9 protein-coding genes are annotated in these 13,631 nt (G+C 71.1%); 7 read left to right on the top strand and 2 right to left on the bottom strand.

Annotated features, from left to right (window positions below; genetic code table 11):
- The 6 genes from lanL (at position 1) to ACWGN5_RS10760 (ending at position 9,887) form a co-directional block, all read left to right on the top strand.
- Complete coding sequence (gene lanL, locus ACWGN5_RS10735) at positions 1–2,538, top strand: class IV lanthionine synthetase LanL (protein ID WP_453513361.1); 2,538 nt, start codon at positions 1–3, stop codon at positions 2,536–2,538.
- 321 nt (positions 2,539–2,859) lie between these two features.
- Positions 2,860–4,359: an extracellular catalytic domain type 1 short-chain-length polyhydroxyalkanoate depolymerase gene (locus ACWGN5_RS10740; protein WP_453513364.1), complete on the top strand. Its 1,500-nt coding sequence runs from the start codon at positions 2,860–2,862 to the stop codon at positions 4,357–4,359.
- A gap of 174 nt (positions 4,360–4,533) precedes the next feature.
- Positions 4,534–5,310, top strand: coding sequence for a CoA transferase subunit A (locus tag ACWGN5_RS10745; RefSeq protein WP_453513366.1), 777 nt, complete (start codon positions 4,534–4,536; stop codon positions 5,308–5,310).
- Positions 5,310–5,963: a CoA transferase subunit B gene (locus ACWGN5_RS10750; protein ID WP_453513367.1), complete on the top strand. Its 654-nt coding sequence runs from the start codon at positions 5,310–5,312 to the stop codon at positions 5,961–5,963. The genes ACWGN5_RS10745 and ACWGN5_RS10750 overlap by 1 nt, the downstream gene beginning before the upstream one ends.
- Positions 5,964–6,347: 384 nt before the next feature.
- Complete coding sequence (locus ACWGN5_RS10755; RefSeq protein WP_453513369.1) at positions 6,348–9,320, top strand: aminotransferase; 2,973 nt, start codon at positions 6,348–6,350, stop codon at positions 9,318–9,320.
- Between the two features lie 126 nt (positions 9,321–9,446).
- Entirely contained in the window at positions 9,447–9,887 is a 441-nt protein-coding gene (locus tag ACWGN5_RS10760) for an Lrp/AsnC family transcriptional regulator (protein ID WP_453513370.1), read from the top strand.
- Positions 9,888–9,996: 109 nt separating this feature from the next.
- On the opposite strand, the gene ACWGN5_RS10765 is transcribed toward ACWGN5_RS10760, so the two are convergent.
- Positions 9,997–11,157 (bottom strand): erythromycin esterase family protein, encoded by a 1,161-nt coding sequence (locus tag ACWGN5_RS10765; RefSeq protein WP_453513372.1) that lies wholly within the window; start codon positions 11,155–11,157, stop codon positions 9,997–9,999.
- A 557-nt stretch (positions 11,158–11,714) separates the two neighbouring features.
- On the opposite strand from ACWGN5_RS10765, the gene ACWGN5_RS10770 reads away from it, so the two are divergent.
- Positions 11,715–12,530: a S1 family peptidase gene (locus ACWGN5_RS10770; RefSeq protein WP_453513373.1), complete on the top strand. Its 816-nt coding sequence runs from the start codon at positions 11,715–11,717 to the stop codon at positions 12,528–12,530.
- 329 nt (positions 12,531–12,859) lie between these two features.
- On the opposite strand, the gene ACWGN5_RS10775 is transcribed toward ACWGN5_RS10770, so the two are convergent.
- Complete coding sequence (locus tag ACWGN5_RS10775) at positions 12,860–13,093, bottom strand: hypothetical protein (protein ID WP_453513374.1); 234 nt, start codon at positions 13,091–13,093, stop codon at positions 12,860–12,862.
- Positions 13,094–13,631 lie beyond the last annotated feature (538 nt).

Below are 13,631 nucleotides of genomic sequence, written 5' to 3' on the forward strand. Positions count from 1 at the left end.
GTGGCCGTTTCCATCACCGGCCGCAGCGGTTGGTCCGACGGCACATGGTCGTATCTGAACGATCCGCGGATGCCGGTGATGGAACACGGCTGGAAACTGCACGTATCGGCCCGTCCCGGAGACCTCGACGCCGTCACCAGGCTCGTCCTGCCGGTGCTGTCCCGACACGTCTGCCATGCGAAGTTCGCCCGCGACCCCGAGACGCTGCGCCGCCTCAACTCCGGGGTGGTGAGCGCCGGAGCCGTCGGCAAGGCGATCACCGTCTACCCCCTGGCCGACACCGTGGTCGCGGTCGGCCGCGAACTCGCCGCCGTACTGCGTGACCGGGAGGGCCCTCGGGTCGTCAGCGATCGGCGGGTCGACCCGAAGGCCCCCGTCTACTACCGCTACGGCCCCTTCACGGGTGACTACCGGACCGGCCGGAGCGGGCGGCTCGAATCCATCATGACCGGACCGGACGGCCGCATCTTCGACGGCCTGGCCGTCGGCCGCTACAGGTGCCCGCCCTGGGCCGAGGACCCCTTCGCACGCGACTCCGGAGACGGTGACGAGCCGTCCGCGGCCGGCTTCGGCGGCGGACGCTACACGGTCACCGCCGGCATCGCGCGTGCGCCCCGGGGCAACGTCTACCGCGCGCTCGACCGCACTCTCGGACGACCGGTGGTGGTCAAACAGGCGAGGGCCTTCGTGGGCGAGGACGAGTCCGGTACGGACGCCCGCCACCGGCTGCGCAACGAGCGCACGGTCCTCACCGCGCTCGACGGCATCGCGGGCGTGCCCCGCGCACTGGACTACTTCGCTCACCAGTCGGACGAATACCTGGTGATGAGCAGCTGCGGCGACCGGGACCTGCGCAGGGAGGTTCTGCGGAACGGCCCCTACCGGGACGACGACACCCGGCCGGCGCGCGCCCTGTCCGACCTCGCCTCCCGGCTCCTGCGCGTCCTGGACGCGATCCACGGCAGGGACGTGGTCGTCCGCGATCTCAAGCCCGACAACGTCGTGCTCGACGACTCGGGCCCGGGCCACTGCCACGTGATCGACTTCGGGATCAGCGAGTGGGACGGCGCCGGCCCGGGCGGAGCCACCCCCGGATACAGCGAGCCGGTTCTGCGCGCGACCGGACCGGCCGCCCCCGCCGACGACTACTACGCCCTCGGTGCGACCTTCTTCTTCGCCGCCACCGGCATGGACCCGGTGATCGTCGACACCGACCACGGGGTCAACCGGGACCGGACCCTGGCCTGCCTGGCATCGGCGCTGCCCGGGCGCGCCCACCGGGAGATCCGGTCGTCGATCACCGGCCTCCTGAGCTTCGACCCGGCCGTACGGACCACCGCCGCCGACCGCCTGCGCAGCGGCACGGCCGTCACCTCACCCCGGCCCGCGCGCCCCCGGATCGACAGCGACCTGCTGGAGGAGATCATCGAGCACACGACCTCGTTCTGCGTCGGTGAAGCGCAGGCGATCGTGGACCCGGTACAGGCCGCACAGCTGAACGTCCCGACCTCGATCGACGTCTACGGCGGCAGCTCGGGAATCGGACTGGAACTCCTCCACCATGCGCACCGGCCCCACGTGCGTTCTGCCGTCGCCGCGTTGGCGCGGTGGACGGCGGAACAGTCCAGGAACCTGCCACCCGGCTTCTACACGGGGCGAACCGGCGTCGAACTCTTCCTCGCGGAGGCCGGGACGGGGACGGACGCGGCGCCGCGGTCCGGGTACCCCGTCCTGCCGGAGCACGCACCGGACGGCGGGCCCCCGGAGGCGGACCTGATCGCGGGCGCCGCCGGAATCGGCCTCGGCCGGCTGCTGCTCGCCCGCCACGCCCTCCGGTCCGGTCACCGACACACCGCGGACCGACACCTCGCCATCGCCGCCGACTGCGACCGGATGCTGGCGTCGGGCACCGCCCGACTGACCCCGACGGGCCCGGACACGGCCGGCAGCGCCGCACTCCACGAGGGCATCGCGCACGGCGAGGCAGGCATCACCTGCTTCCTGCTCGAGTACAGCGACGCGACCGGGGACCCTGACGCGGTCAGCCGCTCCGAGAAGGCCGCCGCACGCCTGGCCGCCGTGACACCGGACATCATCGCAGCGGCCGCCGAGCCGGGGGCGACACGCCGCTACGGCTCGTGGTGCCGGGGCCTGGCCGGCATCGGAACCGTACTCGTCCGGGCCGCCGAACACCTCGAGGAGCCCGGGTACCTCGACCTCGCCCAGCAAGCCGCGCGCGCCTGCGCCGCACTGGCACCGCGGATGCCGCTGGTCACGCAGTGCTGCGGACTGGCCGGAGTGGGCGACCTGATGGTGGACGTCGCAGAGGCGTCCGCGTCCGAGGAGTTCTGGGACGCGGCCGAGACCGTCGCCCTGCTCATCCTGAGCCGCAGCGGCGGCACCTGGTCCCGGCCCGTGTTTCCGGACACCGGTCTCGCCCGGTCGAGCGCCACCTGGGCCGGCGGCTCCGCGGGCGTGCTGGCCTTCTTCAGACGACTGCACGACCGGGGCGGCCCGCGGCTCGGCCTCGTCGCCTGACCGCTGCCACCGGCCGGCGCGGTCGCCCCCGCCGCCCTTGGACATGTATACGGCGCCCACCGTCAGCGGACACCCGGTGGATCCGGGCACCATCCCGCCGCGCGACCGTACGGAGTCCTGGTGCGCGAACTCCCCTGCCCTACTCGTCCGTTCGCGGGCCGGGCCATGGACGCCCGTCACACTGCCTCCGTGTGAAGCCTGGGTGTCCCGCCCATGTCGGTGCCGATGCCGAAGCCGCATGATTCACGCCACACCGAAGGCGCGAGCCGCAGTCGCCACGGTGTCCCCTCCTTGTTTCCCCCCACCCGGAAGGCATCAGCCATGGGACAGTCGCATCCCCCGCTCCGCACCCCGAAGGGCCGCCGCGTCATCGGCGGCGTCCGCCGCTGGCTGACCGCCGCCGCGGGCGCCCTCGCCCTGACCGGAAGTCTGGTGGCCGTCGGCCCGCAGGCGTCCGCCGCCGGCCTGACCCAGGTCACGGGCTTCGGCTCCAACCCCGGCAACCTGACCATGCACACGTACGTACCGGACGGCCTGCCCGCCGGCGCACCGCTCGTCGTCGCGCTGCACGGCTGCACGCAGAGCGCGAGCGACTACTACGCGAACTCCGGCTGGCCGAAGTTCGCCGACTCCTACGACTTCGCGCTCGTCTTCCCACAGACCACCAGCGCGAACAACTCCAACTCCTGCTTCAACTGGTTCGAGAAGGGCGACAGCACGCGCGGCCAGGGCGAGGCGCTGTCGATCAAGCAGATGGTCGACAAGGCCGTCTCCCTGTACGGCAGTGACACACGGCGGGTGTACATCACCGGCCTGTCCGCCGGCGCCGGCATGACCGCGAACCTGCTCGCCGCCTACCCCGACGTCTTCGCCGGCGGCTCCATCGACTCCGGACTGCCCGCGTACTGCGCGACCGCGCTCAGCGCGGCGTACACCTGCATGTACTCCCCGCCGAACAAGACGCCCGCCCAGTGGGGTGATCTCGTACGGTCGGCCGCGCCCGCCGGCACCACCTCCTGGCCGCGCGTGGCGATCTGGCAGGGCACCGCGGACACCACCGTCAAACCGGCCAACGCCACGGAACTCCTCGACCAGTGGACGGACGTGTGGGGCATCGGCCAGACGCCCTCCCGCACCAAGAGCCTCAGCGGGGGCACCACGCTGACCGAGTACGACGACGCCTCGGGCAAGCCCGCCGTCCAGCTGTACTCCATCTCCGGCATGGCCCACGGCCTCGCGGTCGACCCCGGCAGCGGCCCGGAGCAGTGCGGCACCGCCGGCACGTACTACCTCGACACGATCTGCTCCAGCTACCACACCGCCCTCTTCTGGGGCCTCGACGGCGCGGGTGACGGCGGTGGCCAGACCCCGGGCGGTCTGCCGGCGCCCACGGGGCTGACGCTCACGGGGACCACCGACACGACCGTGACGCTGAGCTGGGGCGCGGTGTCCGGCGCGGCCTCCTACAACGTCTACCGCGGCGGTACGAAGGTGGGCACCACGGCGTCGGCCTCCTACACCGACACGGGCCTGGCGACCGGCTCCACGTACACGTACACGGTGGCCGCCGTGGACGCGGCCGGAACGGTGGGGGCCGTCTCCACCCCGGTGAGCGCGACGACCACCGGCTACACGCCCACCTGCCACACGGCCAGCAACTACGACCACGTGGCCGCCGGCCGCGCCTACCAGAGCGGCGGCTACGCCTACGCCACGGGTTCGGGTCAGGCCATGGGGCTGTGGAACACGTTCACGACACACACCCTGAAGCAGACCGCGCCCGGCTACTACGTCGTGGCGGATTCCGGCTGCGCGGCCTGACGCTCGCAAGGCTCGTGGGGAGGTGGTCACCACCACCTCCACCAGGGCTGATGTGTGGACGACAGCCATGGTCGCGCCCCTGCGGCCTGCCTAGGCTCGCTGCCCATCCGGTTGTATCGGCCACCGGTTCCGGCCAGCGAAGGCGGAACCGGTGGCCCGAGAGAAAGGGTCCGTATGGGTCTGGACAAGACAGTCGCCGGCGCCGCCGAGGCGGTGGCCGACATCCCCGACGGAGCCTCGCTCGCGGTCGGCGGCTTCGGACTGTGCGGCATACCCGGCACACTCATCGACGCCCTGTGGCAACGCCACACACGCGATCTCAGAATCGTCTCCAACAACTGCGGCGTCGACGACTGGGGCCTCGGACTCCTCCTCGCCGCCGGACAGATCTCCCGCATGACGAGCTCCTACGTGGGCGAGAACAAGGAGTTCGCCCGCCAGTACCTCGCCGGAGAACTCGAGGTCGAACTCGTCCCGCAGGGAACCCTCGCCGAACGGCTCCGGGCCGGCGGCGCGGGCATTCCCGCCTTCTACACCCCCGCCGGAACCGGCACCCAGGTCGGCGAAGGCGGACTGCCCTGGAAGTACGCGGCCGACGGCACGGTCGCCGTGGCCTCACCGGCCAAGGAGACGAGGGACTTCGACGGCCGCCCGCACCTGCTGGAGCACGGCATCACCACCGACTACGCACTCGTCCGTGCCACCATCGGCGACCGTCACGGCAACCTCGTCTTCCGCTCCTCCGCCCGCAATTTCAACCCCTTGGCCGCCATGGCCGGACGGACCACGATCGCCGAGGTCGACCACCTCGTCGAACCCGGCGAACTCGACCCCGACGAGATCCACCTCCCCGGCATCTACGTCCAGCGCGTCATCCGGACCATCCCCGGCGACCCCGCCGCCGAACGACGCATCGAACGCCGCACCGTCCGACAGGAGGACCAGGCCTGATGACCCTCACCCGCGCCCAGATGGCGGCTCGCGCCGCCCTGGAGCTCACCGACGGCTCCTACGTGAACCTCGGCATCGGACTCCCCACCCTCATCCCCAACCACCTCCCGCCCGGCGTCGAGGTCGTCCTCCAGTCCGAGAACGGCATCCTCGGGGTGGGCCCGTACCCGACCGAGGACGAACTCGACGCCGACCTCATCAACGCCGGCAAGGAGACGGTCACCACCCTGCCGGGCGCCTCCTTCTTCGACTCCGCCCTCTCGTTCGGGATGATCCGCGGCGGCCACATCGACACAGCGATCCTCGGCGCGATGCAGGTCTCGACCTCCGGCGACCTCGCCAACTGGATGATCCCCGGCAAGATGGTCAAGGGGATGGGCGGCGCGATGGACCTCGTCCACGGCGCCGCGCGGGTCATCGTCCTCATGGAACACACCGCCAAGGACGGCACCCCCAAACTCGTCGACACCTGCACCCTCCCGCTCACCGGCCGGTCCGTCGTCCACCGCGTCATCACCGACCTCGCCGTCGTCGACATCACCCCGGACGGCTTCGCGCTCGTCGAACTCGCACCCGGCGTCACCGCCGAGGACGTCGTCGCGGCCACCGCGGCACCGCTGCGCATACCGCAGACGATCAGCTCGGCGGCTTGAGGTCTTCCGCCGGCCCGGTGTTCCTGGACAGCCACCGGACCGGCGGACTCGCCGCGACGCCGTACCACCGGCACCCACCCACGGGGATCCGCCCTCCCCCGCCTCCCACCGCCCACCGCCCACAGGTCCCACCCGCTCCGCCCCGACCGCGTCCTGTCCGAGGTTGCCCTGCCTCGCGGTCGGGGCGGTTCTCTTTCCGGCGCCGACGCGTCCCACCGGCCCCCAGCCGCGCTGACTCCACGACCGACGTGACGCGTGATTCACGCGTAGCGACACTTGATTCGCGCGCGAAGATGCGCCATGGTGCTTGAAACAGTCGGACGGGGCACTGTTCGAGAAGTCGCCTCGCCACCCACGACGCCCCGATCAGCCGAGGAACCCCGTATGCCACTGCCGCACGACGCGCACCGCACGATCGACTTCTTCGCCGAGGACGCACTTCCCGCACCGCGCGTGACACCGGCCGAGGCGGCACGCGTCGCCGCCGAGCTCCTCGGCGTCACGGCCCGTGCGGAGGCGCTGGGCAGCCAGCAGGACGCCAACTTCCTGGTCCACGCCGAGGACGGAACGCCCCTGGCGATCCTGAAGATCGCCAACCCCGCGTTCGGCGTCCTGGAGATCGAGGCTCAGGACACCGCGGCCGACCTCATCGCGTCGGCCCACCCGGAACTCCGCGTCGCCACCGTCCTGCGCCGCCCCGACGGCTCCCCCCGCCGTACGACGGTGGACACCAAGAGCGGGCCGGCCGTGGCGCGGCTGCTGCGCTACCTGCCCGGTGGCGCGCTGTCGGGACCCCGGCACCTGTCCCCGAGCACCGTGGCGGCCATGGGTACGGTCGCCGCGAAGGTCAGCACCGCCCTGCGCGATTTCCGGCACCCGGGCCTCGACCGCGTCCTGCAGTGGGACCCGCGCCACGCCGACCGCGTCATCGCCGGGCTCGCCGAGCACATCGGCGGGCCCGAAGAGCGCGCCGCCGTGCAGGCCGCGACCGCCGAGGCCTGGGCCCGGGTCCAGGAGGTCGCCGCCGAACTGCCGTCGCAGGCCGTGCACCTGGACCTCACCGACGACAACCTGATCCGCTGCCCCGATGCCCGCGTGCCCGTGCCCGACGGCGTCATCGACTTCGGTGACCTGACCACGAGCTGGGCGATCGGCGAGCTGGCGGTGTGTCTGTCGTCCGTGCTCCACCACGACGGGGTCGAGCCGCACCACGTGCTGCCCGCCGTCCGCGCCTTCCACGCGATGCGGCCGCTCTCTCCGGCGGAGGCGGAGGCGTTGTGGCCGCTGGTGGTACTGCGCGCGGCCGGTCTGGTCGCCAGCGGCCGGCACCAGGCCGCCGTCGACGCGGACAACGCCTACGTCACCGCCGCGCTTGATCGCGAATGGCGCGTGTTCGAGCAGGCCACCCAGGTCCCGCTGCCCGTGATGACCCATCTCGTCAGGGACGCGATCGGACTGGCCGAGGCACCCGCGGGGGCCGACGTACCCGAGTTCCCCCTCTTGCGAGGCCTCGCGGCCGACGGAGTCATCGTCCGCTGTGACCTGTCCATCGACGCGGACAGCCTGGACCGGGGCGCCTGGCTCGAACCGGACACCGAGGACCGGCTGACGGCAGCCTCACTGGTCGGCGGGGCGGTCGCGGCCGCCACCCACTACGCCCGTGCGAGACTCACGCGCACGCCGGCGCTGTCGGCCGTCTCCGCGGCCACGGTGCCCACCGGCATCGACCTGCGGCTCGGCCGGGACACGCCGGTGCAGGCCCCTGCCGCCGGGCGGGTCCTCGCCGCGACGCCGGGCCTGGTGGAGATGGCGTACGGCCGACGGGTACTGACGCTGGCCTTCCCCCGTACGGTCACTCCCCCGGTCTCGTCCGGTGCCTCGGTCCGGGCCGGTGAGGACCTCGCTTCCCTCCCCGCCGGCGCCGTGCTCCGCGTCGCGCTGCGCGACGCCGACGGCCCGGCCGTTCCTCCCCTGGTCCGCCCCGAGTACGCCCCCGGCTGGCTCGCACTGACCGCCGACCCCGCCCCGCTCCTGGGACTCCCGGCCACCGACCATACGCATGAGGAGGACCTGCTCGGCCGGCGCGACGCCGTGTTCGCGACCGTGCAGGGGCACTACTACGCCAACCCGCCCCGTATGGAACGCGGTTGGCGCCACCACCTGCTGTCCACCGACGGCCGTTCGTACCTCGACATCGTCAACAACGTCACGCCGCTCGGCCACGCCCACCCCCGCGTCGAGGAGGCGGTCTCCCGGCAGCTGCGCAGGCTCAACACCAACTCGCGCTTCCACTACGCCTCGGTGGTGGAGTTCACCGAACGCCTCGCCGCCCTCCTCCCCGATCCCCTGGACACCGTGTTCCTCGTCAACTCCGGTTCCGAGGCGGTGGATCTGGGTCTCCGGCTCGCCATGGGCGCGACCGGGCTGCACGACGTGGTCGCCCTGCGCGAGGCGTACCACGGCTGGACGTACGCCTCCGACGCGGTGTCCACCTCGCTCCAGGACAACCCGAACGCCCTGGCCACCCGTCCGAGCTGGGTCCACACGGTGGACTCGCCCAACTCCTATCGCGGCCGACACCGTGGGAAGGACGCCGTCCGCTACGGGCCCGAGGCCGTCGCGGTGATCGACGAGCTGGCCGCCTCCGGCCGCCCGGCGGGGGCGTTCATCGGCGAGACCTTCTACGGCAACGCCGGAGGAGTCGCCCTGCCCGACGGCTATCTCGCCGAGGTGTACGCGGCGGTGCGACGTCACGGCGGCCTGGCCGTCGCCGACGAGGTCCAGGTCGGGTACGGCCGCCTGGGCCAGTGGTTCTGGGGCTTCGAGCAGCAGCAGGTCGTCCCCGACATCGTCTGCGTCGCGAAAGCCATGGGCAACGGACACCCGCTCGGCGCCGTCATCACGTCCAAGGCGGTCGCCGACCGGTACCGCGACCAGGGCTACTTCTTCTCCTCGACCGGCGGCAGCCCGGTCTCCAGCGTCGTGGGCCTCACCGTCCTGGACACCCTGCGCGACGAGGACCTCCAGGGCAACGCGGTGCGCGTGGGCGGTCATCTGAAGCGCCGGCTCGAAGCGCTGGCCGACCGCTACGGCATCGTCGGCGCCGTCCACGGCTCGGGCCTCTACCTCGGCCTCGAACTCGTCCGGGACCGGACCACCCTGGAACCCGCCGTGGAGGAGACGGCGGAGCTCTGCGACCGCATGCTCGACCTCGGCGTGGTCGTCCAGCCCACGGGAGACCACCTCAACATCCTCAAGATCAAGCCCCCGTTGTGCATCGACAGCGCCGCGGCGGACTTCTTCGCCGACATGCTCGACGTGGCCCTCGATCAGCTCGGCCACGGCCGGACGCGGTGACACCGCCCAGCAGCGCGTCCCGGGCCCCTGCCGCACATGCCACCCGTCTTTGATTCGAGCGCGTGAATGCGTCATTGTGCTCGAATCAAGTGTGCGGCTCGCCGTTCATGCAAAGAGAGGTGCTCCATGGACGAGATCGACCAGGCGATCCTGCGGGAGCTGCAGGTCGACGGCCGCATCCCCTACTCCGACCTCGGGCCGAAGGTGGGGCTCTCGCCTTCGGCCGCGCGGCTCCGGCTGCAGCGGCTGATCGACAGCAAGACCGTCCAGGTCGTCGGCGTGACCGATCCGATGACCCAGGGGCAGCAGACCATGGCCCTCCTGGGCGTGCACGTCGACGGCGACCCCCGGGCGGTCGCCGACGAGCTGTCCCGGCACGAGGAAGTCGTGTACACGGTTCTGACCGCGGGGAGCTTCGACCTGTTCGCCGAGGTGGTGTGCGGCCAGCCCCGCGACCTCCTCGACTTCGTCAACGACGTCGTACGCGCCGTCGAGGGCGTCACGTCGGTGGAGAGCTTCCCCTACTTCGCGATTCACACCCACCGCTTTCTCTGGCACGTCGACTGACAACGCCGAGACCTGAGGACGGCGGCCGAAGCGCGCCTCGGCGATGCCCACCACAGAACGCGGCGCTCCGCCGGCGAGGAAGTCACCGACGAGGTCGAGTCCGGCGTGTTCAGCCGGCCGGTTCGTACGGTGGCGATTCGAGCTTGTCGGCCGCGCGGACCCGGTGTCGGTGGATGAGGATGTCGTAGGCCCGGCCGAGGGCCAGGGTGGGCAGGGGGTTCGGGGTGAAGGTCGAGCCGGCGTCGTAGACCGGGCGGGCGCGGTCGAGCCAGGCGCGGGCCGGGGCGGGTGCGGTCCGCAGGTCGAGGTAGAAGTCCCGGTACCGGACGCGGTCCAGGGTGTGCTCGTTCATGCCGGGGCGCGCGGCGGGGACGGTGACCGGCTTCCAGTCCCCGTCGAGGGAGGTGTCCTTGGTGAGGAAGGAGCCGGCGGCGAAGCTGAAGCCGATCGCGGTGTAGTCGCGGCCCAGGCGGTCGCGCAGTACCGCACCCTGGGTCCGCGGGTAGGTGTCCGGATGGGTGGACAGGTATCCGACGTGGCCGTTGTGGGCCGACAGCAGCATCTTGTGGCCGGTGTGGCGTTGCCACCACAGCACGTTGTCGGCCATGGCCTGGTCGCGCAGGCGCTCGGCGGCGGTGACCGAGGCCGGGTCGGCGAGGTCGACGGTGGCGAAGGCGAAGGTCTGCGCGATGTTCCGGGCGTGCTGCACGGTCCAGGCGTAGTCGTCGCCGTCGGTTCTCTGGTGCCCGGCGACCAGGTCGAACGCCTCCTGGGCGCGTGCGGCGTTCTCCCGGCGCTCGGCGACCGGCTTGCGCAGGTAGGAGAACACGTCGTCGAAGGGACGCAGCCGGCTGTACAGCTCGGTGAGCCGGGGCAGCGCCTCCGGCCGGGTCTCGCGTACGGACGACAGCACGCGCTCGAAGAGGGGGTCGCCGAGCTTCGGCGCTCCGAGGTCGTCCCCCGTGAAGTGGACCCGGTGATCGGGGTGGTGGCGGTTGTGCTCGCGCATCCAGCCGATCAGGCTCACGAACTCCTCGCGCTCCCAGGGAGATCCGGCCAGCGTCTCCTCCGCGATCTGCCGCAGGTCGCCGGGCCCGCCCTGGACGTACTCGTCGATCCGGAGCCCTGCCGACCAGCTCATCTCCAGGGCGAAGGTGGTGAAGCCGCACTCCTCGACGAGGTACCGGAAGAGGCGTTCTTTCATGGCGAAGAACTCGTGCGAACCGTGCGTGGCCTCGCCAAGACCCACCACCTTCGCGTCCCCGACCATCCTGCTCAGCCCTCGGAGATCCGCGGTCCGGCCGCCGGGGTCCGTGGCACTCAGCGGGTGTGCGACCCGTTCCAGGGACCGTACGACAGCTGCTTCCCGGCCTGCTGCCACAAGATCGGCCGATACGGCTGGTGTGGCGGGTGTGCCGATCGAGACGGCTGAGGTGATGGGTGTGGTCGAGGCCGCTCGTACGGCCGGTGCCGCGGAAGCCACTGTGGTGGCCAGCGTCGTGGCGGCGACCACTCCCGTGAGGGCGAGCACCCCTCGCCGGCCGGTCCTCTTCCTGTACCCGTGCATGCTGATCGCTCCTTGCGTGCGGCGGCTTTCCGCGCCGATGAAGTGATCTTCGTGCGCTGGGGGGCGGACCGCGCTGGGGTGGTCCACCGACTTCGTCCAGGGGTCGTCCCTGGTACGTGCCGGGGGTTAACCCCCGGCACTCGCCCGAGGAACACGAGGGGGGTACCCCCACTGAGCTCGGCCCGCTTCCCGGATGGTCCGGTGGATCTTGAAGCGAGCAGGGTGGACGGACACCACCGGACTCCTACGGGAAGGCCCCCATGTTCAGCTTGCAGTCCGTCGGCCGCCGCGCGGCGCGCACCACCGCCGTCGGTGCTCTCGCCGTCGCCATGTGCACCACCCTGATGACCGACAAAGCCGGAGCGATCGTCAACGGAACTGATTCCACGGAGCGTTACCCGTTCATGGCGGCGATCCCGGAATCGGCTCCGGAGCAGGGGGTGCACGACGGCAACTGCGGGGCGTCGCTGATCGATCCTCAGTGGGTACTGACCGCGGCTCACTGCGTGCAGGGCGACGGGCTCGAACTGGAGGGCATCGTCCGGATCGGCAGCGAGGAGCGGAAGTCCGGTGGGACAGTCCGTGCCATCGTGCGCACCGTCGTCCACCCGGGCTATGTGAACGGTGATGGGCAGGCGGCCAACCAGGATGACATCGCGCTGGTCCGTCTGGATCGCCCGGTGACCGAGGAGCCCGTACGGATCGCGAAGCGGGTCGGGCGGCCCGGCACCCCGACACGGATCCTGGGGTTCGGAACCACCATCGACACCGGACTGAAGTTCGCGGAGCGACTGCAGGAGCTCGAGACGCGCAGGGGCACCGAGGCCGAGTGCGCTCCTGGCTATGCGGGCCGGACCAGGCTGTGCACGGTCAGCCGTGTGCCCGGGGCCATGGCGTGTTTCGGGGACTCCGGCGGGCCGCAGCTCCAGAAGGACCGGCAGGGACGGTGGGAGCTCATCGGGACGACCTCGGGTCCCGGTGTCCCGGGGGTCGCGTGCTCGGCCGGGCCGGGCCTCTACATGAACGTGCCGGCCTACGCCGACTGGATCCGGAGGACCATCAGGCGCCACGCCTGAGCGCCGACACATACCGGCCGCCCCCGATCCCCCGTCACGGCGTCAGGAGGCACGTTGCGAAGGGAACGCCAGGGAGCCGGCACCGGCACGGACCGGCGGGGCGAGACCGACGAGGAGCACGCGGACTGACGATGGCAGGAGCGTGCTGCGTGTTCGCGCGGGCCGTGATGGTCACTGGCCGCTCTTTTCGCCGTTTCCGCGGGGCGTGGGAGCTCATCAGCAACGGGCCCGCCCTCGCAGGCGAGGGCGGGCTGTTTCCGAGAGCCGCGCAAAAGACGGGAATGCGTGGGGTGTTCCCGGCATTACCTGGTGCCCGGCGTCGGTACGGGTCAGTGAATGCCGAGGTAGGCGCCCTCAGCGCCCTCTCCCCAGCCCTTGTCCGAACACGAGGCGGTGAAAATCGTTCCGTACACGGCCGGAACACCGGTCGCCGCGCAGTGCGAGCTGAATCCGCCGCTGCCCTCGGAGAAGCCTCCGATTCCGACGCCGTCGTTCGCGAGCGCGGCACCGGCGCCGCCCAGCAGAATACCCACGGCCAGAACAGACGCGGCCAGAGAACGCATAGCTACTCCTCAAGAGCTCAGAGAGACGTGGCAGAGATTTGCCCGCCGCCTGATCAAACACCACACAGGGGCAACGAGGCACGACATCTCACTCCAATGCCGGAGGGCAATTCGGGAGGCCATGCGGCCGCAGAAACGATGCTTTTCAGTCGCCCGTTGAGAATGACCACCCGTAAGCAGTCATCTCGATTGGCTCAGTGAGCCTCTTTCATCCTCTGCTGAAGGGTGAAACGGGCTGGCCGACGGGTGTGGTGAGGAGGCAGGGCACCTCGTCGTCGGCATACAGGTTCCACTCATCACACCGGCGTCCGGAGGAGCCCACTGCAGCCAATTTTGTGCGCGCAGAGAACACTTGGAAGGCGCTACCAGACAAGCATCGTTTGTACGGACCCGTAACTTCTACGTGCAAGGGGCCTGTCTGCAACTGACGGTTCCGCGCGCTTTATCAAGGGAGTGAGTCATGAGTTCTCAGGTGAAGGCATTCGGGTTCGGCATGCCGTGGGAGTCGTTGTACGGGTACAGTCAGGCCACTCAGGTC

This window comes from Streptomyces sp. NPDC055815, assembly GCF_053616475.1.